This is a genomic window from Rhodococcus sp. IEGM 1354 (assembly GCF_030056855.1).
Taxonomy (GTDB): Bacteria; Actinomycetota; Actinomycetes; order Mycobacteriales; family Mycobacteriaceae; genus Rhodococcoides.
On record NZ_JASHKT010000010.1, the window covers coordinates 146,812 to 171,536 of the forward strand.

Sequence of the window (24,725 nt, forward strand, 5' to 3'; positions counted from 1 at the left end):
CTCGCACCGACCCGAGGATTTCGATGAACAGCCCAGCTGCACTGCAGACTTCCACCATCACCGGCGAGATCGGTATCGACCGTATCGTCGTTCTGACGATCGACGATCCAGCGCATTCCACGAACACCATGAACGCGGCTTTCGGTGAATCGCTCGAGCAGACCGTCGACTGGCTCGAGACCGAACTCGATGCGTACGACGGCATCATCGTCACGTCGGGCAAGGATTCGTTCTTCTCCGGTGGCGACCTCGAACTGCTGCGCGACGCCGGACCCAACGACCACACGGCGATCGCCGACGCCCTCGATTTCACCAAGGACAAGTTCCGGCGTCTCGAGACGCTCGGCAAGCCGGTCGTGGCCGCACTGGGCGGCACCGCGCTCGGCGGCGGCTTCGAGATCGCCCTGGCCTGCCATCATCGAATTGCCCTGAACAACAGCAAGGCTCGATTCGGGCTGCCCGAGGTGACGCTCGGATTGCTTCCCGGGGCCGGTGGAGTCACCAGGACGGTCCGCATGTTCGGCATCGTCAAGGCTCTGACACAGGTGGTGGGCCAAGGCCAGCGGTATCGGCCGGTGCAGGCACTCGAACTCGGACTCATCGACGAGGTCGTCGACACCCACGAACACATGATGACGCAGGCACGTTCCTGGATCACCGCCAACCCCGGGGCCCTACAGCCCTGGGACAGAGAGGGATTCGCGATCCCTGGCGGTACAGCGGCAGCACCGGCTGTGGCCGCGCAGCTGCCGGCACTCACGGCAACAGTGCGTACACAGGTCAAGGACGCGCCGATGCCCGCCCCCATCGCGGTCGTGGCCGCGGCAGTGGAAGGATCGGGGCTCGACTTCGAATCGGCATCGATCGTAGAAACCCGCTACTGCACGTCGCTCGCGTGTGGGCCGATCTCGGGCAACCTCATCCAGTCGATGTTCTTCGATCTCGGCTCCATCACCAAAGGCGCTTCCCGCCCTCCGGCCGAACCACATCGAGTCCCCGAGAAAGTGCTGGTGATCGGGGCCGGAATGATGGGTGCCGCCATCGCCTACGTCGTCGCCTCGGCGCAGGTTCCGGTGATCCTCCGCGATGTCTCGATCGAATCTGCCGAGCGCGGGAAAGATTATGCGCGTTCGATTCTCGGAAAGGCCGTCGCGAAGGGACACACAACCCAGGCCGACGCCGATGCGGTGCTCGCGCTCATCACGCCCAGTTCCGACGCGGCCGACGCCGAGGGGTGCGATCTGGTCGTCGAGGCAGTGTTCGAGGATGCCGCCGTCAAACAGCGTGCGTTCGAGGACGTCGACAAGTATTCGACCGCCGACGCGCTGCTGTGCTCGAACACTTCCACCCTCCCCATCACCGGACTCTCCCAGTCTGTTTCGCGAACCACCGACTTCATCGGTACCCACTTCTTCTCCCCCGTCGACAAGATGCCGTTGGTGGAAATAGTGGTGGGAGAACACACCAGCGACTCCGCTCTTGCCCGCGCATTCGACTTCGTACGTCTCATCGGCAAGACACCCATCGTCGTCGGCGACAGTCACGGCTTCTTCACCACCCGCGTCATCGGCCGATTCATGGACGAGGCGATTTCCCTGGTCGCCGAGGGCGTGCACCCGGCCACCGTCGAGCAGGCTGCGCTCCAGGCCGGCTACCCGTCCGGCGCACTGGCTCTGATGGACGAGATTTCGCTGACCCTGTCGCGGCACATCCGCGAGGGCATGGCCGAGGCCGCTCGCGCCGACGGTCGCCCCTGGATCGTCTCGAATTCGTACGCCCTGGTCGATCGCCTCGTCGACGAGTTCGACCGTCCAGGCCGCAAGGTGGGGCGCGGGTTCTACGAGTACGCCGAGGACGGCACCAAGGTCCGGCTCTGGCCGGGCCTCGTGGAGCACTACCACCGCCCCGATCACGGAATTCCGTTCGAGGACATGATGGATCGCATGCTCGTCGCCCAATCACTGGATTCGGTCGCGTGTCTCGACGAGGGCGTTCTCCGAACCGTCGCCGATGCCAATATCGGTTCCATTCTGGGTATCGGCTTCCCCGCCTGGACCGGCGGTGTGCTGCAGTTCGTCAATCAGTTCGACGGCGGACTCCCGGGATTCGTGCACCGAGCCGACGAGCTGCAGGCGCGGTACGGCGACAGGTTCGTCGTACCGAGGTCGCTGCGTTCACGCACCGAGCGGTACCTCTGAGATCGCGCTCGCTCGGTTCGGTGCGATCATGACAACCATGCCGGCTGCAAGTACACCCAAGTGGAACCGACTGGAACCGGACGAGCGCCGGACGCAGATTCTGGCCGCCGCCGTTCGATTGTTCGGTGACAAGCCGTACGCCGAGGTCTCGATGGCCGACGTGGCTGCGGCTGCGGGTGTTGCACGCGGGCTCATCCACCACTACATCGGCAGCAAACGCGATCTGTACCTCGAGTGTGTTCGTTTCCTGGTCACCGTGCCACCGATCGAGGACGTGCACTTGCCCACGGGCTCGGTCGAGGAGAGGGCCCGCGGGAGTGTGCACTGGCTGGTGGGCGTCATAGAAACGCACGGCACTGCATGGGTGTCGGTGGCGAGCGGCTCGGGCGTCGACGAGCAGGTGGCGCACATTCTGGACGAGGCCGACGACCTTGCTGCCGAACGTGTGCTGGATGCAACGGCTTTCGAGACACGCCGCGGCGACAGACGCATCGCAACGTCGGCGGTGCGGGCGTTCGGTGGCATGGTGAAGGCAGCGGGCCGCGAGTGGCTGGTGCGTGGCACGCTGACCCGGGACCAGGTGGAAGTACTACTGACGGACGTACTCGTCACCGTTCTCGCGACTGCACAGTCTCTCGACGACGCCCCAGATCGTTAGCCGGGCAATTCTTTTCGATGTATACGGCCAGGCGTCCTTCCATGCCGTTACTATTGACACCGTGCCAACAAGGTGGAACTGTGACCGTATTCACTCGGGCGCATGTCGCCCCCTCTCGCACAAGGGACCTCGCCATGTATCTCACTCAAGGCCTCCATCGATCCGCGTCCACCACGCCCGATCGCGCAGCAACGGTGTTCGGCGATCGTGTGCGCACCTTCTCGGAACAGATCGATCGTGTGGCGAGATTGGCGGCCGGCCTGCATTCCGTCGGCGTCGAGAGCGGCGATCGAGTGGCAATGCTCGCCTTCAACAGCGACCGATACTCGGAATACCTGCTCGCGGTCCCGTGGGCCGATGCCGTCCTCAATCCCGTCAACATCCGGTGGTCCCCCGTCGAAGTCGCCTATGCGCTCAACGACTCTCGGACGAAGGTTCTGATCGTCGACGACACCTTCGGCGCGATGGTTCCGGCTCTACGCGCGTCATGTCCCGACTTGGCCACCGTCGTCTACTGCGGTGACGGCTCCACCCCTGACGGCATGGTGTCGTACGTGGGTCTGGTGGCATCCCACGATCCCGTTCCCGATGTACGGCGCAGTGGTGACGCCTTGGCCGGCCTCTTCTACACCGGCGGCACCACAGGATTCCCCAAAGGCGTCATGCTCTCGCACGCGAATCTGGTGACCTCCGGCCTGGGGACGGTGGCCACCGGACAGCTGCTCGACGACGCCTCGGTTCTTCTCCATGCCGCCCCGATGTTCCATCTCGCCGATCTGGCCGCATGGGTGGGTCAGGTCATGCTCGGTGGCACCCATGTCATGGTTCCGTTCTTCGAGCCGACCGCCGTCCTCGGCGCAATTGCGCGGCACTCCGTCACCGACGTGTTGCTGGTGCCGACCATGATTCAGCTGCTCGTCGACCACCCCACGTTGAGCGAGTTCGACACCTCGTCGCTGAGCCGCGTCCTGTACGGAGGATCGCCCATCTCCGCCGGCGTTCTCGAGCGGACCCTGGCCAGGCTTCCGCAGGCCCGCCTCACGCAGGCCTACGGCATGACCGAGCTTGCGCCGGTCGCATCTCTTTTGTGGCCGGAACATCATGTGGGAGAACGCATCGGATCGGCCGGTCGCGCGGCCCCGCACTCCGAGATCGAGATTCTCGGACCCGACAACGAGCAGATGCCCACCGGCTCGGTCGGCGAGATCTGTGTCCGCGGTGGACACGTGATGCTGGGCTACTGGAACAAGCCGGAGGAGACAGCGGCTGCCGTTCGAGACGGCTGGATGCACACCGGCGACGTGGGTTACCTCGACTCCGACGGATTCCTGTTCGTCGTCGACCGCCTGAAGGACATGATCATCACCGGAGGTGAGAACGTCTACAGCGCCGAGGTGGAGAGTGCGCTCAGTCGTCATCCCGCCGTTCTGGCCTGCGCTGTGATCGGCGTTCCGGACGAGGAATGGGGCGAGCGTGTCCATGCGTGTGTCGTTCTGGCCGAGGGACCCTCACCCACTACGACCGAACTGCGCGAGCACACCCGCACCTACGTTGCCGGATACAAGACTCCGCGCACCATCGAGTTCGTCACGGCTCTTCCCATGAGCGGGGCAGGCAAAATCCTCAAGCGCGACCTGCGTGACGCCTACGTCGCGAAGGAAGCGCTCGGAACCGCGACGGATTCGCGCCCGGGCACGACACGAACTCTGTGATCACCGAACCGATTTCACCTGCCATGTCACGGCTGCCCCGAGTGCGGCCAGTACCCCCACTGCCGCGAACAGAGCCGGGTACCCACCGACGGTGGAGAGGAACACGCTCGCGATCAGCGGAGCCATGGCAGGTGGAACGATCGCCCCGATGTTCATCACGCCGAGATCGGTCGCCCGACTGTCGGCGGACGGAAGAACCCCGGTCACCAGTGCCTGATCGACGGCCATGTACGCGCCGAATCCGCCGCCCAGCAACGCAGCCGAGACGAACGTCGCGTCCATCGTGGGATGTACCGCCAGGACGAAGCCGGCAACGGCCTGCATCGATGCCGCAACCGCCACGAAGATCTTTCGGCGACGCATCCTGTCCGACAACGGACCGAAGGTGAACGTGCACAGCACACAGGCGAACAGATAGACGACGGTGACCTCGAGCAGCGATGCCGTCGGATCGGCGACTCGAAGGCCGTCGCTGAGGAAGAACAGCAAGTAGCAGGTGCCGAGGGAGTTCGCCACGTTGACCAGGATTCGACCCCCGAAGGCCCACGCGAAGTCGCGGTGACGCAACGAATCGAGCAGCGAGGCCACGATGCTGCGTAGGCTCAACAGCGTTGTCGGTGAGTCGGTTTCGCGATACGACAGCAGAAACGGCACCGCGCAGATCACCAGGGCGATCGCCACGCAGAGGTACCCGCCCAGTACCGATAGGGCGAGCGTGGACACCAGGGCCAGGCCCGCCACCACGCCCAGTGCCTGTGGCGCATAGATCGCACTCGACACCGTTCCACGCTGCTCGTCCGGCACACGGTCGGCCACCACGGCCGTCAACCCTGCTGTTGCAGCACTCAATCCGAGCATCGCTACCGACCACGCCGCCCCGATTCCGAAGACGGTGTTCTGCAGCCCGGTGACCACCAACGCACCGGCGAAGAACAGGACACCGCCGCCGAACCAGACGCGCCGTCGCCCCAACCTGCTGCGAGTGCGATCGCACAGCGACCCGCACACAGGCAGACCGATCAGAAGCACCACGGCAGAGACCGCGTTGATCACGGCGAAGTCGAACACCTTCGATTGCGGATCGATCTCCTGCAACCGCTCGGGTAGAAGCAGCTGCAGCGGAACCAGATCGGCCATCCAATAGCCCAGCCACGCCATGGAGAACACGGCAATCCAGAGCGGGCGCACCCGGGTGGCCATCGGTCAGTCTCTTCGCACGGGTGCTGCTGTTCCGTAGGCCCGACGCACCACCTCGTCCAGAGTTGCCGCCAGTTGTGCGTCGGTGAGAGCACGTGGGCGGGCCACCGACGCGGCCGATAGATATACCCCGCAGAGCCATTCGAGCAGTTCGATGTTCGACAGCGCGGCCCCGAGATCGTGACCGGTGGCCACCGATCCGTGATGGGCCATGATCACCGCCGACCTCGAACGCATCGCCGCCACCACCGCGTCGGCGAGCTCGGCCGTACCGAACGGCGCGAACGGCACCACCGGGACCCTGCCGCCGAGGGCCAGCTGCGCGTAGTGCACGGGCGGCAGTGCGTCCGCGACGAGCGAAAGAGCAACGGCTGCAGAAGAATGCGCATGCACCACCGCCTGCACCTCGGACGACGCGTATATGCCGAGGTGCAGGCCGAGTTCCGAGGTCGGCTCGCACGCACCTGCACGTACGACTGCGTCCATACCGACGAGCGTGACGTCCTCGACCGTGGCGTTCGCCAACACCAGTCCGGTCGCCGTCACCGCCACCACATCACCCGCGCGTGCGCTGACATTGCCTGCGGTGCCGAGAACCAGGCCCCGTCGGCCCAGTTGCCGGGCGGTCTCGGCGACGGACTGCCGTAGCTCGTCCACGTCGGCCGGCATCAGATGGTCCTGCAGGTACGTGCGAACTTTCGGACGAAGTCGAGGTCGTAGGTGCCGAAGTCGGTACCGAGGCCCTGAGCCACCTGCGCGGCGGTCGCATTGCCCAGTTCGGCCGACTCGACGATGTTCAGATTCAGGGACAGTCCACGAACGAACCCGGCCGAGAACGCATCTCCGCATCCGCTGGTGTCCACCACGTCCACGGAGTATGCGGGGACCTCGACGGCCCCGTCGGCCGTGACGACGAGAGTGGGCGACGCCCCCGCGGTGGCCACCACGCAGGACGCTCCGAGCTCGAGCAGTCGACGACACCCGTCCTCGACAGAGGCGCAGCCGGTCCAGCCGAGGACCTGCTCGTCGTTGGGCAGCAGGTAGTCCACGTGGGGCAGCGCGGCGGCGAACGCACCGAGTCCTTCCGGAACGGACGGTGCCAGGCTGTCGACAGTGACGACGACGCCGTCCTCGCGGGCGCGGCGTGCGATGTCGCACGCGGTGTCCGGTCCGAAGAACTCGGGTCCGCCGAGGTGAAGGAAGTCGACGTTGTGAAACATGTTCCACGGAACATGTCGAGCCAGATAGCCGTTGGCTCCGATCACGTGCAGAGCCGGCCGGGATCCGTCCGGCCTGATCGGCAACACCGACGCCGAGGTCTGCACCCCGTCCATGCGATGAACGAGGGAGACGTCCACCCCGTCATCGGCGAGAAGCTGCAGGAGAAACGCGCCTGCCGAATCATTACCGACAACTCCTGCGGTGTGTACCGCGGCACCCAGTCGGGACAGCACCAGCGCCGTTCCCGCGGCGGTGCCCGCGGCCGATAGCGCGATCTGCTCCGCCAGTACGGCCTGCTGACCGTCGGGTATCTCGGTCACCGGACGAACCAGAGTGTCGAGTACGTGCACCCCGAGAGTGAGGACTTCCGCCGGTTCTCTCATCGGATCGACGCGGTTCGCTCGGAGAGGATCAGCGCCTCGAGGTTGCACATCGAGACGTCGAATCGTGCGGACATCCCGGCGGTCGCGATCGGCCGCACAATACGTCCCAGCCAGCCCGGAGCCACATCGAACCAGAACTCGAAGGTCATTGCGGTGGAGGTTGCGTCACTGAGCGGTGCGAAGCGAAATACGTTGGCCACGTTGGTCAGCGGCGCGAATCCTTCTCCCGAATCGATCCGCAGTCGGTTCGGTTCCAGGTGCCGAACCGTCCATGTGGCGTGACTGGTGAAGCGACCGAGCGTCGCCACCTCCTCGGTGTAGACACCGCCGGTGCGCGCGCTGCCGTGATGCGTGGTGACGGCCCGAACGTCGGTGACCCATTCCGCGTAGCGTCTGGTGTCACTGGTCAGTGCCCACACTTCCTCCGGGCTCACCGACAGGGTGCGATGGGCCGAGACTACGAAGCGTTGTTCCACGAGAGTTCTCCTTCGGTCGAAAGTATTTCTGCTGCCGCCTTTTCACCCGATCGCACAGCACCGTCCATGTATCCGTTCCAATAGTCGGAGTGTTCGGCACCGGCCCACCGCACCCGACCGAACGCGGTGTCGCGCCACCGGCCCAGTCCGGTCGAGACGCCGGGCGTCAACACCGCGGTGGGACCACCACGGGTCCATTGCTCGCGGGTCCAGTCCAGTTCTATCCATTCGGTCGGTTCCAGTGCGCGCGGCCCCACCGCGGAGGCGAATGCCCGAAGAACCTCACCACGTCGCTCGGATTCGTTGCCCTCGGACCAGTTTCGACCTCCTCGACAGGCTGCGCCCCAGGTGCCGACGAACCCCATCAGCACTCCGTGGCTTCCGTCGGGAGGCGAGTTGTCGAACATCGAGGACACCGGTACGTCGCTGTCGCGAAAGAGTGCCTGGCCGGAGAGCCCGCTCGCGCGCCAGAACGGTTCGGGATACACGGCCTCACACTTGGCCAATCCGCCGAAGTTCATCCGCTGGAACAGTGCGTCTTGAGGTGCGGGCAGCGCTGGGCTCCAGTCGATTCGGGCAGCCAGAGCGGGCGGAATCGCAACAACGACCGATCGGGCCACCCACGATTCGGTATCACTGTGCACCACCACACGATCCGGATACTGCTCCACGCGGCGCACGGGAGTATCGAGGCGGACCGAATCACCGAGTTGCGACGCCATTTCGATGCAGATCGCCTGCGAGCCACCGAGAAATCGCCACTGCTGCGCTCCCCCAGCGACACTCATCAACCGGTCGACGGTGCCGGGGGTGTACTCGTTGCCCGCCCCGGCGATGTACGCCAGGCCGAAGAGCGCCGACACGTCGGCGGATGTGCCACCGAACACCGAACCGAGCAGGATGTCGAGTAGCTCCACTCCACCGTCGGTGGCCGCGTGCCTCCGGGCCCAGGTGGCGAGAGTCTGGGTGTCCCACTCGGTCGCACGCGGTGCAGCCCACGGTCTGCCCACGGGAATCTGCCCGGCGGCCCGATCGATTCGCGCCACCAGCATCCCGACGTCCGGAAGTGCCGCCAGGTCCGGCGGGACCCCGCCGTCGAAGCGTCGGGCGCGTCCGTTCTTGACGTACATGCTCGATCCGATGTCGTACGCGGGGAACGTCCCGACGCCCACCGACGCGGCCAAGCGGAGGATGTGGTCCTGCGTCGGACCGACGAACTGTCCGCCGGTCTCGACCACCGCGTTCTCACCGAGTGGATAGTTGACCGTCCGCCCGCCCACCCGGTCTCTGGCCTCGAGGACCTGGACGATCAACCCCGCGGCCGTCAGTTCCCTGGCGGCGGTCAGACCCGCGAGTCCTGCGCCGACGACCACTACGTCCACACGCGAGGCTTCCGGAATGTCGGTCATGGGTGCTCCTTGTCAGGGCTGTTCGATGTAGCGGCGACAGTAGCTCAATATTGGCCATTCGGCCAGGATTGATCGAAAGCGCCTGCTGGAAAGCACTGCGATGGGGGTATACGACAGCGCCCCGGCTACGTTGTATCGATGACCGACGAGCGCCGAAAGACTCGATACGCACGTGGCCAGGAGCGCCGCGACGCGCTGGTCGACGCTGCCATCGGCGTGATCGGAACGCGTGGACTCGAACGTGTCTCGTTTCGGTCCGTGGCCGACGCCGCCGGCTTTCCGCCGTCGACCACCAGCTATTTCTTCGGCTCGGTCGGCGAACTCATCGATGCCGCGATCACTCGAATCGCCGAGAACGTGACAGCGAAAGTGACGGCTCTACTCGACGTCGCGCACACCGGCGGGCTCACTCGCGACGATCTCGCCGACGCGATCATGGACCTCGTCTCGATGCTGTCCTCCCCCGAGGACGACGACTCCCTCGTCCAGTTCGAGGCATACCTCGCCGTACGCAGACGACCCGAGCTGACGGATTCGGTACACCGAATCATGCGGATGATCGAGGAAGCGGCCGAGGCGGCGCTCGGAGCATTCGGCATCCCGGAACCACATCTACCGGCTCGGCATTTCCTGGCTTTGATCGACGGCTACACCCTGCACGAGATCGCAAGGCCGACACCGGGTGGCAATCGAACTGCGTTGCGAGACGCACTTTTTCGGGTTCTGGATTCGTACGATCGGGCACCCTGACCACAGCCCGCGTTGCTACAAACCAGCGCGCTCGAGGATCTCGTCCCAGTGGATCTCGGCCTCGGCCTCTCCCATGCCGGTGGCCGCCATTCGCTCGTAGTCGTCGATCAGTGAATCGGCCACTCTCTCATAGCGTTCGATCCATGCTTCCTTGTCGTCTCGCCAGTAGCCGACGATGGCCATGCGGCTAGCAGGTAAGCCGACCTCACTGCGGAAGTACTTCCGTACGCCTCTACCCACCGACGCCTCCCCGCCGAACCAGACGTACCCGTTTCCTGCCGGAACTCGGAACGTGCGCACAGCATCGACGAGTTGCGATGGTGCGCGCCCGTTTCCGGCTACCCTCCAGTCCATCGTCACCGAGGCTGCCGATCGAACGTCCAACACGTCGTCGTCGTGAGCCACCTCGACGATCGCATGCGCGCGCAGTCCGGCAGGCAGCTGCTCGAGAGCACGGCACAGAGCGGGTAGCCCCGGTAGATCGGCGATCAACAACATCCACTCCGTGTCGGCGGGCGGCTCGTACCACGACCGTGTTCCCCACATCCCCAGCGCCGTACCCGGTTCGGCCGATCGAGCCCAGTCCGCGGCCACGCCGCCGACGTGGTCCACGAAGTCGATCGTGATCCGGTTCTCGTCCCAGCACCGGACGGTGTAATTGCGGCATTCACGAACCACGTCGTCATGGTGCGCGAGAACGCCGTCGCGTCGGGTCATCTCGGGCGGTACGTCCTCTCCGTCGGCCGGAAAGCACAGGTGCACGATTTCGTCGGGCACTCCGCTCGACTCGAACCCGCGTGCAGCGGAAGCATCGAACACGACGCGAATCAGCGACGGTGACAATCGTTTCGATTGGACTACCCGTGCGGTGAGATATCCACCCTCGTCACGTCGACCGGCCATGACAGGGCGTTCAGCTCTGCTCTGCCGGCTCGACGAACATCGTTTCGATGTCGTCCATGATCCTGTTCAGGCCGATCGGGTCCGACGAATTCCACACGCTCGCCGAGACCCAGTGCACCCGATTCTGCTGCACCGCAGGCAGTGTCGACCACAGCGGTGCAGCACTGATCGCGTCCCGTTCACTGTCGGCACCCTGGTCGGTGTACACGAACAGGGTGTCGGCGGAGTTCAGAATGTTCAGCGTCTCGTCGGTGATGTCGATACGGAACACACTGGGATCCTGCTGGCCCTCGGGCTGCGCCATGCCCACACCGCGGAAGGCGATGCTCTCACCCGTGCCGACGCGAATCGAGTACTCCCCGCGCTCGCTCAATCGAACAGCGGAGACCGGCTTGTCGGCCAGGCCCGCGTCGGCAACCCGCTGCTTCAGCGCGGCCATGCGATCGGTCAGCCCCTGCATGAGGTCCGTTGCCTGGCTCTGCTTTCCGAGCGCATCCCCTACGGCCGCTACCCCGTGCGAGACATCCTCGAGCGACACCCCGTCGTTGTAGGCGAAGCCGTAGGTCGGCACTCCGCTGGCCGCGAGCTTGTCGTAGATCTCCTTGTTCCAGGCCTTCTCGCCTTCGCCGTCGTACCCGGCGACCACCACGATCAGGTCGGGGTCCTGAGCCAGAATTCCCTCGACGTTGGGATCGAAGCCGCCACCCTCACCCGCAATGTTCGCGATGTCGCCGATGCGCTCGTCGACGTGCGCGGGTAGCGCCAGCGGGTTGAAGGACGCGGCCACGGGATTCACATCGAGCGACAGCATCAAGGCCAGCGAGATGGGATCGGCGGCGACGACCCGGGCGGGTCGGTCGGGAACCTCGACCGGGCCGAAGTAGTCCTGCACAGTTCTGGTGCTCGCAGTCTCGCCTGGACTCGACGGTTCCGTGGTGGCGGTCGAGCACCCGACCAGAGCGATCGCGGCCAGGGAAAGAGCGCCGCCGAGCGTGTACAGCCGCGCACCGGCGGAACGTCTGGACGGGCCGGTCGCGCGGCCGTGGAACGCGAAGAATCGAGGCATGACTGGGCAGCCTAGCCTAACTACGTGCTGCGGTGGTCACCGCTGACCAGCAACGGCACGATGCTGCGGTGCGCGAAGGCCAGCAGATCGTCGTACGTCTCGAGTGCAGCGCCGGCTGCCGGAGTCAGCAGAATCGAATGTACGACGCGGACCACGATTTCCGGGGCGTCGGGTACTGCGAAACTGTCCGAGTCCAGCCCTCCCCGGGCGATCTGGGCGGCAGCGTCTATTGCGGACGCGAGCAGGGTCGACGCATTGGTCGTCAACTGTTCGAGTACCAGCGCACTCTCGGAGTCGAACATCTTGAGCAGGACGGGGTTGGTTCGCACCGACTCGATCGTCGTCGCGAATCCGTGTGCGGCACGATCCGCCCGTGACGATTGTTCGGCCGCCGCTGCCGCCACCGCGACGAACAGTCTCGTCGACTCACGGGCCATGACCGCCCGTACCAGCTCGTCCTTGGATCCGATGCGGCGATAAACAGTCACCCGGTTGATCTTGGCGCGCTTGGCCACGTCCCCGATGGTCGTTCTGGGGATGCCGACCTCGCCGAACAACTCCAACGCGGCATCGAGGATCGGCCCGTCGTCACCGTCTGGATGCATCGTCCGATCTTAACGGCACCCTCGATGACTGAATGCAACATTGCAACACTATCTGTTGCTATGTAGCATCACCGCATCAGCATTTCGACGAATGGAGCTCGAATGTCTCGTGACAGAGCGATCGACCCGAACGCGCGCCACCTGGACGAGTCCTACGCGATCGTGGCTCGCGCGGTGACGTTCGACTGGACCGGCGTTCCGCTGCAGTACATTCCGCACGAGTGGTACGCCACGCACTTCTGGAACGTCATGCATCTGGTTTTGCCCGAGGGCGAACGGGCGATGGCAGACGTGTTCGCACTCGCGCTTCCGTACATCGACGACCGCAGACTGCACGAGGAGGTCGTCGGATTCGTCGGACAAGAAGCCACGCACGCGTCCTCGCACGAGAGCTTTCGTACGTACCTCGTCGCGCACGGAGTCGACATCGAGCCGATCTTGCAGCGCATTCGATTTGCAGTGGGCGTCGTGTTCGGCGATCACGGACTCATCGGCCGCGCAGGCAAAGCGTGGATGAACGAGCGTCTCGGCATCTATGCCGCAGCCGAGCACTTCACCGCAGTAGTGGGCGAATGGCTCTTGGACAACACCGAATTCGACCGCCTCGGCGTCGACCCGACGATGCTCGACCTGCTCCGCTGGCACGGGGCCGAGGAACTCGAACACCGCAACGTGGCGTTCGACGCCTTCCATTACGTCGACGGGGGTGGATTTCGCCGCGCCCGCACCGCGGTGATAGCCAGCGCGGGGTTGGCCGTGCTCTGGTTCAGCACCGCCGCGTACCTGTACAAGAACGCGGTGGCCACCCCGCGCACCGGGAAGCGCCGACTTCGCACCCCCTGGCCCCTCGCCTTCGCACGAGCATCCCGCAAGCAACTGATACCGGGCCTGTCGTTTCTGTTCGTCCAACTCGCCCTGTACATCCGACCGGGTTTTCACCCGTCGAAGATGGGCGATATCGACAAGGCGGTGCGCTATCTCGCGACGTCACCTGCAGCACTGGCGGCCCAGCAGTGACCACCGAAACAGCCTCGAGGCACAGCCATCTGGGTGAGATCACGGTGACCGACCCCGGCCGTGGTCTCCGAGCCATCGCTGCGGCGTCTCGGGTGTACGCAAGACTGGTCACCGACTCGTCCGTCGTGACCGCCTTGTCCCCGGCGCGCCCGCGCAGATGCGTCGGCTACGAATTCGAGACCACCATCGACGAGATCGTCGACGAGGCCGAGGACGTGCGCTCACTTCTACTGCTTCGCAGCGACGGAAGCGCATTGCCGACCTGGTTGCCCGGTGCACACATCGACGTCACCACACCGGCAGGCTCGGTTCGGCAGTATTCGCTCGCAGGTCGGCCGGCCGGAGGAGATCGATATCGCATCGGTGTCCGCAGGATCCCCGGCGGCACGGCCTCGACCGAAATCCACGGTCTCGTTCCCGGAGACACCCTCCGAGTCCGCGGACCCCGCAACGCATTTCCCATGGCCGCCGCCGAGCACTACTTGTTCGTCGCGGCCGGCATCGGCATCACGCCCATTCGGTCCATGATCGAGCGAGCCGTCGCCGACGGCACACGGTGGACCCTCTACTACCACGGCAGATCTCGTGCGAGTCTGCCGTTCGTCGCCGAACTGCAGCAGTCGGCTCTCACCTCCCGCGGTCACGTGATCATCAAAACCGATGATGTGGACGGACTTCCGAGTCCGTCGGACATCGTCGATCTCGGGACGGGATCCTCGGCCCTGTACGTCTGCGGCCCCGCGGCACTCTCGCGCCGGCTGCGCGAGGAGGCCGCCCGAAGTACCGCGGTTCGAGAGTTCCACACCGAGCTGTTCGCGCCCGCCCCCGTGGTCGACGGCCGTCCGTTCGTGCTGAAGCTCGCACGGTCCGGCGACACCGTCGAAGTCGGCGCACAGGACACCGCCCTCGACGCCCTCCGACGAGTTCGTCCCGATCAGCCGTTCTCGTGCCGCCAGGGTTTCTGCGGTGCCTGCGTCGTCGGCCTCACCGGCGGACGCGTCGACCATCGCGATCGCGTGCTGAGCCGCACCGAACGCGAGAACTCACTCACCCTGTGCGTCTCACGCGCCGCGGTCGACGGCGACGTCGTCGTTCTCGATCTGTAGAAGGAGCCACACATCATGACCGACAACGACTCTGCCGCGCCGCACATCGACGTCGCCATCATCGGTGCCGGCTTCGGCGGTCTCGGAGCTGCGATCAGGCTCGAACAGGAAGGCCGCGGCAACTTTCTGATCTTCGAGCGTGACAGCGCGGTCGGCGGGACGTGGCACGTGAACACCTATCCCGGCGCCCAGTGCGACATTCCCTCGGCGCTGTATTCGTTCTCGTTCGCACCCAACCCGGACTGGACCCGCCTGTATCCGCTGCAGCCCGAGATCGAGCAGTACCTCAACGACTGCACCGACCGGTTCGGTATCCGGGATCGAATCCGATTCGGACACGAGGTGCTCGACGCGACGTGGGACGACGACCGGGCGCGTTGGATCGTGCGAACGAGCGGCGGAACATGGACTTCTCGGATTCTGATCGGAGCCCTCGGCCCGTTCAGTGAACCCGCCACTCCGAGTATCGACGGTCTGGAATCGTTCGGAGGCAACGTCTTTCATTCGGCCCGATGGAACCATGACCATTCGGCCGAGGGTAAGCGTCTCGCCGTCATCGGCACCGGCGCATCGGCGGTGCAGTTCGTACCCCGACTCGCTCCGTCGGCCGCACATCTGACGATTTTTCAACGCACGCCCACGTGGATCCTTCCCCACCCGGACCGGCCCATCTCCGAGTCCGGCAGATCCGCGCTCAGGAAGTTTCCGGCGGCTCAGCGCGCCATGCGTCGTACGTTCGATCTGTTCCAGGAAGCTCTGGTGCCCGGCCTGATTCGGCACCGCGGCCTGCTGACGCCGTTGACTGCACTGGGCCGGGCTCACCTACGCAGACAGGTGAAGGATCCCGTACTCCGCGAGAAGCTCACTCCCACCTACACATTCGGCTGCAAACGGCCGACGTTCTCGAACAAGTTCTACCCCGCCCTGTGCCGCGACAACGTCACCGTCGAGACCACCGCCATCTCTCGCGTCGTGCCCGAGGGCGTCGTCACGACCGACGGAACCGTCCACGAGGTCGACACCATCGTTCTCGGAACAGGTTTCACCGTCGCCGGGCATTCGGGCTTCCGGCGCATCGTCGGTCGAGGCGGTCGGTCGTTGGCGCAGACCTGGCCCGACGGGGAGATGTCGTCGTATCGAGGGACGACGGTGCACGGTTTTCCGAACTTCTTCATGGTGCTCGGCCCCAACGCCGTGGTGTACACCTCGCAGGTCGTCACCATCGAAGCACAGGTGAACTACGTTCTTGCAGCACTTCGGGCGATGGACGACAAGCGCTTGGCCGCAATCGACGTCACCCGCACTGCACAAACGGAATTCGCGGACTATACGGACGAACGGTTGGCCGGTTCGGTGTGGAACTCGGGTGGGTGCAGCAGCTACTACCTGAGCCCATCGGGCCGCAACGTCACCTACTGGCCGGGTTCGGTACGCAACTTCACCCGTCGTATGTCGACCATCGAACTCGACCACTATTGCTGCCGCAGTGCCACTGTCGATGTGCCGGGCACACTCGCCGTCACCAAGGAGTCCGCATGAAGCACCACATGGATCTCACCGGCAAGGTCGCACTGGTGACCGGCGGTGCACGCGGCATCGGTGCCGCGACCGTAGCAAAACTGGTGGGCGCCGGTGCGTCCGTGGCCGTGGTGGATCTTCACTTCCCGACCGACGCGGCGCGCTCTGCACGGGTGTTGCTGTTGACCGGGGACGTCACGGATCCGGAGGCGATGACGGAGTGCGTGCAGGCAACGGTGCGCGCCTTCGGCGGGATCGACATCGTGATCGCCAACGCCGGCATCACACCGCCGCCTGCCACCATCAGGACCGTCGACCGCGCGGTATTCGACTCCGTCATGGCGGTCAACTTCGGCGGTGTGCTCACCATCGTCCGCGCCGCGGCGGACGAGATCGTGACCAGCGGTGGACACATTTTGCTCGTATCGTCTTGTGCTGCATTCACTCCAGGCATGGGCGGGTCTGCCTACATGGTCAGCAAGGCAGCCGTGGAACAACTGGGCCGCGCGCTACGCATCGAACTCGCAGCGGTCGGCGCATCGGCCGGTCTGGCGTACTTCGGGGTGGTCGACACCGATCTGGCGCGCCACACCCTCGACAACGATCCGATGGGGCAGCGGATCGGTGCATTTCTCCCCTGGCCGTTGAGCCGTCGACTCCCGTCCCCACGGGCGGCGGACCTCCTGGTCGACGCGGTCCGTACGCGTCGAGCACGGCTGATCGCCCCTGCAGTGTGGGCACCGTACTTCTGGTTCCGTGGGATCCTCGACCCGATCCTGGAGTGGAAGCTACTGCGTGACAACGCAGTCGGCGATATCATTCGCGACCTCGAACACAGCCGGGCGCACTGACACCCGGACGGGCCCGTTACGCGTCGACGCTCGGAACCGCGTCCAGCGGAGGCAGGGTCCGCGCACACAGCCCGCGTGCATCCGCGTCGGACATTCCGAGGGCGAGCAGCACACTGTGCGCCATGTTGTCGACGGCATCGACGTCGCTGCGTTCCGGCTGTTCGAGCAGTAGTTGCCCCATGCCCAGCAGTGCCCCCGCTGCCAGAGCCAGAGCCAGCTGGGTGTCCTGGACGCGGAAGTGCCCGCTCAGTACTCCGGCTTCGATGTCACGCGAGGCCCGCGGGCCGAGGCCGTGCTTCGAGGTGATCAACTCCGGCCCGGAGTGGATGAGCACTCGGCTCAGATCCGGTTGTTGCCGGAACAGTCGGCCGGCGATGCGGAACGACCGGGTGAATGCCTCCGCAGGATCGTCCTCGGTGTCGCTCAGCGAGTCCAGGTAGATGCCCAACAGCTCGAGGGCACCGTCGACCGCGGCCTGGAACAGCTGCTCTCGGCTCTCGAAATGGTTGTAGAACGACCCCATGCCGACGTCTGCAGCCTGAGTGATCTCGGCAATCGGTACGTGCAACTCCCCGCGGGCAATGAAGCTCTGCGCCGCAGAGATGAGGGCACCGCGCGTGCGTGCTTTACGTCGCTCGAGGCGATTCGGGGTTTCGGTCATGGTCCCTACTCCTGAGTGCACTTGTCGCCGCCTTGACCCTTCCTCACCGCTGACGAATTTGTCAACACTCTTGACTGACCGATTAGTCATAGGTGACGATAGTGTCACCAACGAGGGAGGGCTGATGGGACACGACGTCGACGGCCACAAGAACATGCATGTGGATCAGGGCGCGCTTCCAGGCGAACACCCGGGCAAAGCCACCGATCCGATCATCAAGGTGCGCGACATCGCCTGGCTCGAGTTCCGCAAACCCGACCTGGCCAAGGCCGAGGCATTCGCGGTCGCATTCGGTTTCACCGTCTCACTGCGCACGTCCGAAGAGATTCACCTGCGCGGCACGCACGTCGGTTCACCGTGCGTGATAATTCGCCGCGGCAAGCGAACGCGGTTCGTCGGCGCAGCCTTCGCTGCCGCCGAGGACGCCGACGTCGTTCGCCTCGCCGATGCCACGGGGCAGCGCGTGCACCGACTGCCCGACACTCTCGGCGGCATCGCCGTCACTCTGACCGATCCGGGCGGACAGCCAGTACAGATCGTGTCGGGCTACACCGAACATCCCGAACTGCCGGGCCAGGACGCGCACACCTACAACTTCGGCGATCCACGTAACCGGATCAACGCCACCCAGCGACCACCGCGTCAGCCGGCGCGCGTCCAACGGCTCGGGCACGTGGTGCTGCAGCGAGTGGACTATCTGGAGAACCTGAACTGGTACCTGCACCACCTGGGTCTGATCGTCAGCGATTTCCTCTACTACGACGGCCAACGCGACCGTGGGCCGGTGATGAGCTTCATCCGCTGCGATCGGGGCAGCATCCCGTCCGATCACCACACGCTCGCCATGACTCTCGGCCCGTCGAATCGCTACGTGCACTCGGCCTACCAGGTGACCGACATCGACGCCATCGCCGCCGGTGGGGAATTCCTCACCGAGCGTGGGTACAAGCACTCCTGGGGCATCGGCAGACACATCCAGGGCAGTCAGATCTTCGACTACTGGCGCGATCCCGACGGTTTCCTGGTGGAGCATTTCAGCGACGGCGACATGTTCGACAGCTCGCTCGAACCCGGCTGGGCGCCGATGACGGCATCCGGCCTCGCCCAATGGGGCCCACCGGCATCCAAGGACTTTCTCGGTATCGCCCCGAGCAAAGCCTCTCTGCACGAACTCAAATCGATCCTGTCCTCCCTACGCACCGACAACGAGTTCGACACCGAACGCCTTCGCGGCCTGATGAAAGTGGCTTCCTCATGAGCATCGCTGTACTACGCACCGCCGACGCCTGGTGGGTCGAGACCCCGGCCGGGGCGTCGCGCATCGACACGTCGGCAACCACGACCGCCGAGCTTCTCGCCGATCGCGCCGCTGTGAATGCGGCCCGTACCGGCACCGATGTGGTTGCAGTGGAGACTCTTTCGCTCGTCTCCCCGGTCACCGCACCGTGCCGCGTGGTGGCGAACATGACCAATTTCGTCTCACACGTCAAGGACTCGGGAATGAACCCCGACACGGTGCCACTGACGTTCTTTCGGAAGACGTCCGGTTCGATCAGCGGCCCCACCGACGACATCGTCAAGCCGACGCACGTGAAACTCCTCGACTACGAAATCGAGATCGGCCTCGTGTTCGGCAAGACGCTGACCGTCGGCACCAAGATCGACGCCAGCAACGTGGCCGAGTACGTCGCCGGACTCGTCATCACCAACGACGTGTCTGCGCGAGACGTCCAGTTACCGAAAACCCAGTTCTACGAAGGTAAGTCGTACCCCACGTTCACGCCGGTCGGCCCACGACTACTTCTTCTCGAGGCCGGAGAATTCGACCGGTTCGGCGAGCTGACTCTGACGCTACGCGTCAACGGGACTGTGCGACAAGACAGTACGGTCGCGGACATGATCTACCGGCCGGTCGAATCGCTGAAGGCGCTGAGCAATTTCCAGCGGTTGGACGCGGGCGACCTGCTGCTCACCGGCACTCCCGGTGGTACTGCGCTGAAGGCTCCGGCCAAGCCGATCGAGATGATCGGATCTCTGATCCCGCCGGCGCTCAAATGGAAGGTGTTCTTCAAGAAGCAGGCCAAGAATCCCGACTTCCTGCAGGACGGCGACGTTCTCGAACTGACGTGCTCGACTCCCGACGGTTCCCTCGACCTGGGAGTGCAGCGCACCCGGGTCTCGTACCGATGACCGAACGCGGATCCGACGGCACGCACCACCCGGTGGTCATCGTCGGATCCGGTCCGACGGGCATGACGGCCGCTCTGCTGCTGGCGCAGTACGGTATCTCCTGCCTGGTACTCGACCGCTGGGCCGACGTCTATCCACAGCCGCGCGCAGTGCATCTCGACGACGAGGTGTACCGGATTCTGCACGACATCGGTGTCGCAGAGGATTTCGCCGACATCTCACGCCCGGGTCGCGGACTGCGACTGTGCACCAAGGACCTGCGCACCCTGGCAGAGTTCGAACGCGATCCCGACGACAGACCGCACGGCTATCCCCAGGCGAACATGTTCGATCAACCGGACCTCGAGCGCCTCATGCGCACGCACATCGCCCGATACGACACGATCGAGATGCGCGGCGGATGCGAGATCACCGACGTGCAGAACCTGAAAGATGCCGTCCGAGTGTCGTACACATCCACCGAGGACGGAACCCCACACTGGGTGACCGCGGATTACGTACTGGGCTGCGACGGTGCCAACAGCATCGTGCGCCGGTCCATCGGGTCGAAGATGGAGGATCTCGGGTTCGCGCAGCGGTGGTTGGTCATCGATATCGCCACCGATGCCGAGCTCGATCAGTGGGACGGCGTTCACCAGGTGTGCGACTCCGAACGATCCGCCACGTACATGCGGATCGGCTCCACCCGCTACCGCTGGGAGTTTCGGATGCTCGACGGCGAAACCCTCGACGAGTTCGGGGATCTCGCGGCCGTCCGGCCGCTCATTGCGCCGTGGCTGCGGCACGTCGACGACCCCGCCATGGAGCTGATTCGGAGCGCCGAGTACACATTTCGGGCGCAGGTCGCCGGCCGTTGGCGAGATCGACGTGTGTTCGTCCTCGGCGACGCGGCGCACTTGACTCCACCGTTCATCGGACAGGGAATGGGCGCGGGTCTGCGCGATGCGCGCAACCTGGTCTGGAAGATCGCCGGGGCCCTCGACGGGCACGTCTCCGATTCGGCACTCGACAGTTACGAAATCGAGCGAAAGACTCATGCCACGGCCATGATTCGGATGGCCGTCGCCATGGGCTGGACAATGACCGGTGGCAGCCGACTGACCGGAATTCTGCGCACCACGCTCGCACCGGCTCTCGGCCACCTGCCCCTCATCGGAGCGAAGGTGTCCGACAGCGCCACTCCCCCGCTCACCCGTTCCGATTTCGTCCAGCGTCCGGCAGCGCAGATCCGTTCGGTGATAGGCGCGCTGTGCCCCAACAGCTCCCTGGACAACGGCGCCCGACTGGACAGCATCGCGCCGGGACAGTTTCTCTTCGTCTCGACGACCCCGTTGACCGTCGAACAGCGACGCGAGATCGATCGTCGTGGCGCTGTCGTCGTCGAGGTCGCGGCCTCCTCCGAGCTCGGGCTGTGGTTGCGGCGCGGTCACGCGGTAGCGGCTGTCGTACGACCGGACCGAACCGTCATGGCGGCGGGTAAGTCGGTGCCGGCCTTGCACACCCGAGTTCCGAGCACCAGGTTGCGACGAATCGATCGAACCACTCCCACGGCGGCAGTAGCCACCCCGAGAACCAGAAACACCGCAACGAAGAGGCGCAGATGAATACCGCACTTGTCACCGGAGCCACGTCCGGTATCGGCCAAGCCGTCGCCGAACTACTGCTCGCTCGCGGCTACCGCGTCATCGGTACGAGCCGCAGTTGTTCCACCGTGGTCGACCCCATCCCCGGGGTCGAGTACCGAGATCTCGATCTGACCGACCCGGACTCCATCCGGACGTTCGTCGACGGACTGGCCGACGTGGAGATCGATGTTCTGATCAACAATGCGGGCGAAAGCCAGTGCGGCCCCGTCGAGGAACTCCCCATCGAGGCGGTCACCCGGCTGTTCCAGCTCAACGTGTTCGGTGCCGTCGAGCTCATGCAAGCCGTACTGCCGGGGATGCGCGAACGCCGTCGGGGCAAGGTCGTCAACATCGGCTCGATGCTGGCCAGCTTCCCGTTGGCCTACCGCTCGTCCTACGCCGCGACCAAGGCAGCGATCAAGGGCTTCTCGACAGCGGCCCGCTTCGAGCTCGCGCCCTACGGGGTGGACGTCACCACGGTCGAGCCCGGCTCCATCGCCACCGGACTCTCCGCCCGCCGCACCAAGTACTGCGGACCGCATTCGCCGTATCTGCGCGATTTCACGACAGTGATCTCGCACCTCGACGCCAAAGAGGCACAAGGCATCTCGGCGGACACCGTGGCCGAGACGGTCCTGAAAGCCGTCGAGGACAAGAGGACTCGACCCCTCTACGCCGTCGGCAGCAATGCTCCCGCAGTGTTCATGGCGCAGCGACTGCTGCCGCGCACCGTGCTCGAAAAGTTCACCGCCCGGGCATACGGACTGCCCAGCGAGCGACCCGTGACCTAGCGGAACAGCCCTGCGACGAACGGAATCGTGTCGGCCTGTGATTGCACGAGCGTTCCGCTGTGATCGGCGTCGTAGGGTCGGAAGGTCACCGGCTGACCGTTGGCGGTGAGCCTGGCGACGTAGGCGGCGGTGGTCGGGAACGGGACATCGGTGTCCCGTAGGCCGTGACCCATGAAGAACGGCTTGTCGAAGCCGGCCTCGGGCATGGCCATGTAGTCGTCGAGTACTGCGGTGAAATTCGGCAGGCTGGTCAACGGCGCAGTGAAGAAATCACCGACCTTGACGCCCTCGAGCTGCTCCTCGAGGTCCGCGACACAGGCCGTCTCGGCCAGATCCGCGTACTTCTTTCCGGCGGGGGTGAGGATATCGTCCAGGCCCAGCTCGGGGTGCGAATAGCGAAGAGCCGCAGCGATGTACACGACGTACGCGGTCAGACCGGCCGGGAGCGCCACCGGCGGCATCCCCGGTCCGCCGATCGAGACGAGCTTCTCGATGTACGCGGGAGTTCCGGTACCCACTGCGCCGCGATAGTCCAGATCCGGTCCACCGAATTCGGTTGCGTAGCGCGCGGTGTAGATCGCTGCGCCGCCGCCCTGGGATTGTCCGACCGTCACCCACTTGCGCGAGAGTTGGTCGCTGTAGTTGCGGCCCGCCTTCACCATGTCGACCACGTTGTGCGCCGTGGTCCGCCCGTCCAGATATGCCTGCAATCCTTCGGTGCCGAGGCCGGCATAGTCACTGGCCACAACGGCGTATCCCTGCGCGAGCCAGTTACCGAGGTACGGCAGATCTCGCTGCGCCAACGCCGGTCCCGCGACCGACGGCGCACACGAGTCGCCGAGCCCGGAGGTGCCGTGGGCCCACGAGATCACCGGCCACCCACCCTCGGGCGCAGTGCCCTGCGGGAGGAAAACGGTGCCGGTGCTCAGGGCCTTTTCGCCGAACGTGTCGGTGGTGACGTAGGTGAGCACCTCGGCCGAGGACGAGCCGGGGATCCAGAATTCCTGCGGTAGAGCGCGACTGGAGACGACGTCGCCGATGTTCTGGGTGATCGTCGGTGCTGCGGAAGCCGGGGCCGCGAGCAAGGTCGAACTCGCCATGGTGGAGGCGAGTGCTGCGACGACTGCGAGGGCACCGATCCGACGACGAGCGATCACTGGTTCTCCGTTGCATTCGAGTGTGCGCCACCGCGTTCGTCGATGCGCGCCACCTTGTAATACACGACCGCGCCGATCCAGACAACGAAAAATGTGCCGACGACGAGTTGGCCGGCGAGGTTGAGGTCGATGACGGCCAGTGCGTCCCACAGGCCACCGGTCAGCTCGAACTGCTCGGCAAGCAGCGTCAGCAGCTGGACCGTCCCGATCACCAACGCAACGAAGACCGACAGGCCCGTCATCGTCATGTTGTAGTAGATCTTGCGGACCGGCGTCACGAACGCCCAGCCGTACGCCTTGGACATGAAGATGCCGTCGATGGTGTCCATCGTCGTCATGCCGGCCGCGAACAGGACCGGAAGCGCGATGATGGCCATCGGTGGGAGCCCGCCGGCGATAGCGGTGGTGCCGGCAATCGCGAGTAGACCGACCTGAGTGGCGGTATCGAAACCGAGCCCGAACAGCAGGCCGAGTGGGTACATCTGCCACGAATGGTTGATCATCTTGTCGTAGCGGCCCCGGAACAGTCGATTCATCAAGCCGCGCTTGGCCAACAGCTCGTCGAGCCCGGCCTCGGTGACGTCACCGCGTTTCGCACGCCGCCAGACTCCGACGATGCCGGCGAGGACCGCGATGTTCAGCGCGGCGATCAGGTACAGGAAGGTTCCCGACACCAACGTGCCGATGATGCCGCCGACCCCGGCGAACGCGTCCTGAAACGCCGTCGCCTGCGACGCGACGAAGGCAATCGCAGCGACGAACACGAACACGACGGTCGAATGCCCGAGCGAGAAGAACAGCCCGACGGCCAACGGCCGCTTGCCTTTCTGCAGTAGAAAACGGGTGGTGTCGTCGATGGCGGCAATGTGATCGGCGTCGAACGCATGCCTGAGACCGAGGGTGTACGCCAGCACGCCGGCTCCGGCGTAGACGAGAGTGCCGTCGGCTCCGGTGAGGCCGTGGATGCTGGGAATCGAGTCGTAGTGGGTGAACAGCCCCCAACCGATCACATGCAGAGCGGCGATGAAGCCGGCCATCGCCAGCAGTCGCGGCACCTCGTCACGAGTGAATCGACTCTGCCGTCGGCCGATCTCGACGGGCGAAAGTTGGGTCGTCATGTCGATCATTGTCTCCGATAACGACGATTTGCTCTTCCTGTGCAACGGCACGGTAGGTGTGCTGAGTGTCCACAATTCACGTCCGAAGGCGGGATCGCGATCGTCGACGCCCA

23 protein-coding genes are annotated in these 24,725 nt (G+C 65.0%); 12 read left to right on the forward strand and 11 right to left on the reverse strand.

The features are described 5' to 3' along the window. The first annotated feature begins 23 nt into the window (after positions 1–23). The 3 genes from QM588_RS20660 (at position 24) to QM588_RS20670 (ending at position 4,568) form a co-directional block, all read left to right on the forward strand. Positions 24–2,198 (forward strand): 3-hydroxyacyl-CoA dehydrogenase NAD-binding domain-containing protein, encoded by a 2,175-nt coding sequence (locus QM588_RS20660; protein ID WP_283316141.1) that lies wholly within the window; start codon positions 24–26, stop codon positions 2,196–2,198. Positions 2,199–2,226: 28 nt separating this feature from the next. Beyond that, complete coding sequence (locus QM588_RS20665; RefSeq protein WP_336620088.1) at positions 2,227–2,856, forward strand: TetR/AcrR family transcriptional regulator; 630 nt, start codon at positions 2,227–2,229, stop codon at positions 2,854–2,856. A 134-nt stretch (positions 2,857–2,990) separates the two neighbouring features. Further along, on the forward strand, positions 2,991–4,568 hold the full coding sequence (locus QM588_RS20670; RefSeq protein ID WP_283316144.1) for an acyl-CoA synthetase: 1,578 nt from the start codon (positions 2,991–2,993) through the stop codon (positions 4,566–4,568). On the opposite strand, the gene QM588_RS20675 is transcribed toward QM588_RS20670, so the two are convergent. Genes QM588_RS20675 through QM588_RS20695 form a run of 5 tightly spaced genes read right to left on the reverse strand, consistent with a single transcriptional unit; the run spans position 4,569 to position 9,254 of the window. Then, positions 4,569–5,768 carry an MFS transporter gene (locus QM588_RS20675; protein ID WP_283316146.1) on the reverse strand — a complete coding sequence of 400 codons (1,200 nt, stop codon included), beginning with the start codon at positions 5,766–5,768 and terminating at the stop codon, positions 4,569–4,571. A gap of 3 nt (positions 5,769–5,771) precedes the next feature. Next, the gene (locus QM588_RS20680; RefSeq protein WP_283316147.1) at positions 5,772–6,434 is read right to left on the reverse strand and encodes a class II aldolase/adducin family protein; all 663 of its coding nucleotides are present in this window, start codon (positions 6,432–6,434) and stop codon (positions 5,772–5,774) included. Continuing rightward, positions 6,434–7,369, reverse strand: coding sequence for a carbohydrate kinase family protein (locus QM588_RS20685; RefSeq protein ID WP_032384200.1), 936 nt, complete (start codon positions 7,367–7,369; stop codon positions 6,434–6,436). Before QM588_RS20685 ends, QM588_RS20680 begins: the two co-directional genes overlap by 1 nt. Next, positions 7,366–7,845, reverse strand: coding sequence for an SRPBCC family protein (locus QM588_RS20690; protein WP_222064988.1), 480 nt, complete (start codon positions 7,843–7,845; stop codon positions 7,366–7,368). Before QM588_RS20690 ends, QM588_RS20685 begins: the two co-directional genes overlap by 4 nt. Next, on the reverse strand, positions 7,827–9,254 hold the full coding sequence (locus QM588_RS20695) for a flavin monoamine oxidase family protein (RefSeq protein WP_283316149.1): 1,428 nt from the start codon (positions 9,252–9,254) through the stop codon (positions 7,827–7,829). The genes QM588_RS20690 and QM588_RS20695 overlap by 19 nt, the downstream gene beginning before the upstream one ends. A gap of 138 nt (positions 9,255–9,392) precedes the next feature. Here QM588_RS20695 and QM588_RS20700 point away from each other — a divergent pair, with 138 nt between their 5' ends. Then, positions 9,393–10,004: a TetR/AcrR family transcriptional regulator gene (locus tag QM588_RS20700; protein WP_283316151.1), complete on the forward strand. Its 612-nt coding sequence runs from the start codon at positions 9,393–9,395 to the stop codon at positions 10,002–10,004. A gap of 15 nt (positions 10,005–10,019) precedes the next feature. On the opposite strand, the gene QM588_RS20705 is transcribed toward QM588_RS20700, so the two are convergent. The 3 genes from QM588_RS20705 to QM588_RS20715 are packed head-to-tail and all read right to left on the reverse strand — an operon-like array spanning position 10,020 to position 12,578. Beyond that, on the reverse strand, positions 10,020–10,907 hold the full coding sequence (locus QM588_RS20705) for a siderophore-interacting protein (protein WP_283316152.1): 888 nt from the start codon (positions 10,905–10,907) through the stop codon (positions 10,020–10,022). 10 nt (positions 10,908–10,917) lie between these two features. Further along, on the reverse strand, positions 10,918–11,973 hold the full coding sequence (locus QM588_RS20710; protein WP_283316153.1) for an ABC transporter substrate-binding protein: 1,056 nt from the start codon (positions 11,971–11,973) through the stop codon (positions 10,918–10,920). A 20-nt stretch (positions 11,974–11,993) separates the two neighbouring features. After that, entirely contained in the window at positions 11,994–12,578 is a 585-nt protein-coding gene (locus tag QM588_RS20715; RefSeq protein ID WP_032385878.1) for a TetR/AcrR family transcriptional regulator, read from the reverse strand. A 102-nt stretch (positions 12,579–12,680) separates the two neighbouring features. Between QM588_RS20715 and QM588_RS20720 the strand changes: the two genes are divergently transcribed. Genes QM588_RS20720 through QM588_RS20735 form a run of 4 tightly spaced genes read left to right on the forward strand, consistent with a single transcriptional unit; the run spans position 12,681 to position 17,070 of the window. Beyond that, positions 12,681–13,595: a metal-dependent hydrolase gene (locus QM588_RS20720; protein WP_283316156.1), complete on the forward strand. Its 915-nt coding sequence runs from the start codon at positions 12,681–12,683 to the stop codon at positions 13,593–13,595. Further along, positions 13,592–14,701 carry a PDR/VanB family oxidoreductase gene (locus QM588_RS20725; RefSeq protein ID WP_283316158.1) on the forward strand — a complete coding sequence of 370 codons (1,110 nt, stop codon included), beginning with the start codon at positions 13,592–13,594 and terminating at the stop codon, positions 14,699–14,701. Before QM588_RS20720 ends, QM588_RS20725 begins: the two co-directional genes overlap by 4 nt. Before the next feature lie 15 nt (positions 14,702–14,716). Further along, complete coding sequence (locus tag QM588_RS20730; protein ID WP_283316159.1) at positions 14,717–16,240, forward strand: flavin-containing monooxygenase; 1,524 nt, start codon at positions 14,717–14,719, stop codon at positions 16,238–16,240. Beyond that, positions 16,237–17,070, forward strand: a complete 834-nt coding sequence (locus tag QM588_RS20735; protein WP_283316161.1) for an SDR family NAD(P)-dependent oxidoreductase — start codon at positions 16,237–16,239, stop codon at positions 17,068–17,070. The genes QM588_RS20730 and QM588_RS20735 overlap by 4 nt, the downstream gene beginning before the upstream one ends. A 16-nt stretch (positions 17,071–17,086) precedes the next feature. Here QM588_RS20735 and QM588_RS20740 read toward each other — a convergent pair whose 3' ends face one another. Further along, positions 17,087–17,731, reverse strand: coding sequence for a TetR/AcrR family transcriptional regulator (locus tag QM588_RS20740; protein ID WP_283316164.1), 645 nt, complete (start codon positions 17,729–17,731; stop codon positions 17,087–17,089). A gap of 124 nt (positions 17,732–17,855) precedes the next feature. On the opposite strand from QM588_RS20740, the gene QM588_RS20745 reads away from it, so the two are divergent. Genes QM588_RS20745 through QM588_RS20760 form a run of 4 tightly spaced genes read left to right on the forward strand, consistent with a single transcriptional unit; the run spans position 17,856 to position 22,337 of the window. After that, on the forward strand, positions 17,856–18,989 hold the full coding sequence (locus tag QM588_RS20745; protein WP_283316167.1) for a VOC family protein: 1,134 nt from the start codon (positions 17,856–17,858) through the stop codon (positions 18,987–18,989). Then, positions 18,986–19,921, forward strand: coding sequence for a fumarylacetoacetate hydrolase family protein (locus QM588_RS20750; RefSeq protein WP_283316170.1), 936 nt, complete (start codon positions 18,986–18,988; stop codon positions 19,919–19,921). The genes QM588_RS20745 and QM588_RS20750 overlap by 4 nt, the downstream gene beginning before the upstream one ends. Further along, positions 19,918–21,525, forward strand: a complete 1,608-nt coding sequence (gene mhpA / locus QM588_RS20755) for a bifunctional 3-(3-hydroxy-phenyl)propionate/3-hydroxycinnamic acid hydroxylase MhpA (RefSeq protein ID WP_283316172.1) — start codon at positions 19,918–19,920, stop codon at positions 21,523–21,525. The genes QM588_RS20750 and mhpA overlap by 4 nt, the downstream gene beginning before the upstream one ends. Then, positions 21,522–22,337 (forward strand): SDR family oxidoreductase, encoded by an 816-nt coding sequence (locus QM588_RS20760; protein ID WP_283316175.1) that lies wholly within the window; start codon positions 21,522–21,524, stop codon positions 22,335–22,337. Before mhpA ends, QM588_RS20760 begins: the two co-directional genes overlap by 4 nt. On the opposite strand, the gene QM588_RS20765 is transcribed toward QM588_RS20760, so the two are convergent. Both QM588_RS20765 and QM588_RS20770 read right to left on the reverse strand, forming a co-directional pair. Beyond that, entirely contained in the window at positions 22,334–23,437 is a 1,104-nt protein-coding gene (locus QM588_RS20765; protein WP_283316231.1) for a lipase family protein, read from the reverse strand. The genes QM588_RS20760 and QM588_RS20765 overlap by 4 nt on opposite strands. Before the next feature lie 53 nt (positions 23,438–23,490). After that, positions 23,491–24,612 carry a HoxN/HupN/NixA family nickel/cobalt transporter gene (locus QM588_RS20770; protein ID WP_283316176.1) on the reverse strand — a complete coding sequence of 374 codons (1,122 nt, stop codon included), beginning with the start codon at positions 24,610–24,612 and terminating at the stop codon, positions 23,491–23,493. Between the last annotated feature and the right edge of the window lie 113 nt (positions 24,613–24,725).

What these genes read in the sequence shown, in the direction of transcription:
- mhpA (WP_283316172.1), top strand. Translation starts at nt 19,918, where the DNA reads ATGACCGAACGCGGATCCGACGGCACGCACCACCCGGTGGTCATCGTC.
- QM588_RS20765 (WP_283316231.1), bottom strand. Translation starts at nt 23,437, where the DNA reads ATGGCGAGTTCGACCTTGCTCGCGGCCCCGGCTTCCGCAGCACCGACG.
- QM588_RS20680 (WP_283316147.1), bottom strand. Translation starts at nt 6,434, where the DNA reads ATGCCGGCCGACGTGGACGAGCTACGGCAGTCCGTCGCCGAGACCGCC.
- QM588_RS20675 (WP_283316146.1), bottom strand. Translation starts at nt 5,768, where the DNA reads ATGGCCACCCGGGTGCGCCCGCTCTGGATTGCCGTGTTCTCCATGGCG.
- QM588_RS20715 (WP_032385878.1), bottom strand. Translation starts at nt 12,578, where the DNA reads ATGCATCCAGACGGTGACGACGGGCCGATCCTCGATGCCGCGTTGGAG.
- QM588_RS20710 (WP_283316153.1), bottom strand. Translation starts at nt 11,973, where the DNA reads ATGCCTCGATTCTTCGCGTTCCACGGCCGCGCGACCGGCCCGTCCAGA.
- QM588_RS20770 (WP_283316176.1), bottom strand. Translation starts at nt 24,612, where the DNA reads ATGACGACCCAACTTTCGCCCGTCGAGATCGGCCGACGGCAGAGTCGA.
- QM588_RS20735 (WP_283316161.1), top strand. Translation starts at nt 16,237, where the DNA reads ATGAAGCACCACATGGATCTCACCGGCAAGGTCGCACTGGTGACCGGC.
- QM588_RS20750 (WP_283316170.1), top strand. Translation starts at nt 18,986, where the DNA reads ATGAGCATCGCTGTACTACGCACCGCCGACGCCTGGTGGGTCGAGACC.
- QM588_RS20685 (WP_032384200.1), bottom strand. Translation starts at nt 7,369, where the DNA reads ATGAGAGAACCGGCGGAAGTCCTCACTCTCGGGGTGCACGTACTCGAC.
- QM588_RS20720 (WP_283316156.1), top strand. Translation starts at nt 12,681, where the DNA reads ATGTCTCGTGACAGAGCGATCGACCCGAACGCGCGCCACCTGGACGAG.
- QM588_RS20730 (WP_283316159.1), top strand. Translation starts at nt 14,717, where the DNA reads ATGACCGACAACGACTCTGCCGCGCCGCACATCGACGTCGCCATCATC.
- QM588_RS20700 (WP_283316151.1), top strand. Translation starts at nt 9,393, where the DNA reads ATGACCGACGAGCGCCGAAAGACTCGATACGCACGTGGCCAGGAGCGC.
- QM588_RS20695 (WP_283316149.1), bottom strand. Translation starts at nt 9,254, where the DNA reads ATGACCGACATTCCGGAAGCCTCGCGTGTGGACGTAGTGGTCGTCGGC.
- QM588_RS20740 (WP_283316164.1), bottom strand. Translation starts at nt 17,731, where the DNA reads ATGACCGAAACCCCGAATCGCCTCGAGCGACGTAAAGCACGCACGCGC.
- QM588_RS20705 (WP_283316152.1), bottom strand. Translation starts at nt 10,907, where the DNA reads ATGGCCGGTCGACGTGACGAGGGTGGATATCTCACCGCACGGGTAGTC.
- QM588_RS20745 (WP_283316167.1), top strand. Translation starts at nt 17,856, where the DNA reads ATGGGACACGACGTCGACGGCCACAAGAACATGCATGTGGATCAGGGC.
- QM588_RS20665 (WP_336620088.1), top strand. Translation starts at nt 2,227, where the DNA reads ATGACAACCATGCCGGCTGCAAGTACACCCAAGTGGAACCGACTGGAA.
- QM588_RS20660 (WP_283316141.1), top strand. Translation starts at nt 24, where the DNA reads ATGAACAGCCCAGCTGCACTGCAGACTTCCACCATCACCGGCGAGATC.
- QM588_RS20760 (WP_283316175.1), top strand. Translation starts at nt 21,522, where the DNA reads ATGAATACCGCACTTGTCACCGGAGCCACGTCCGGTATCGGCCAAGCC.
- QM588_RS20670 (WP_283316144.1), top strand. Translation starts at nt 2,991, where the DNA reads ATGTATCTCACTCAAGGCCTCCATCGATCCGCGTCCACCACGCCCGAT.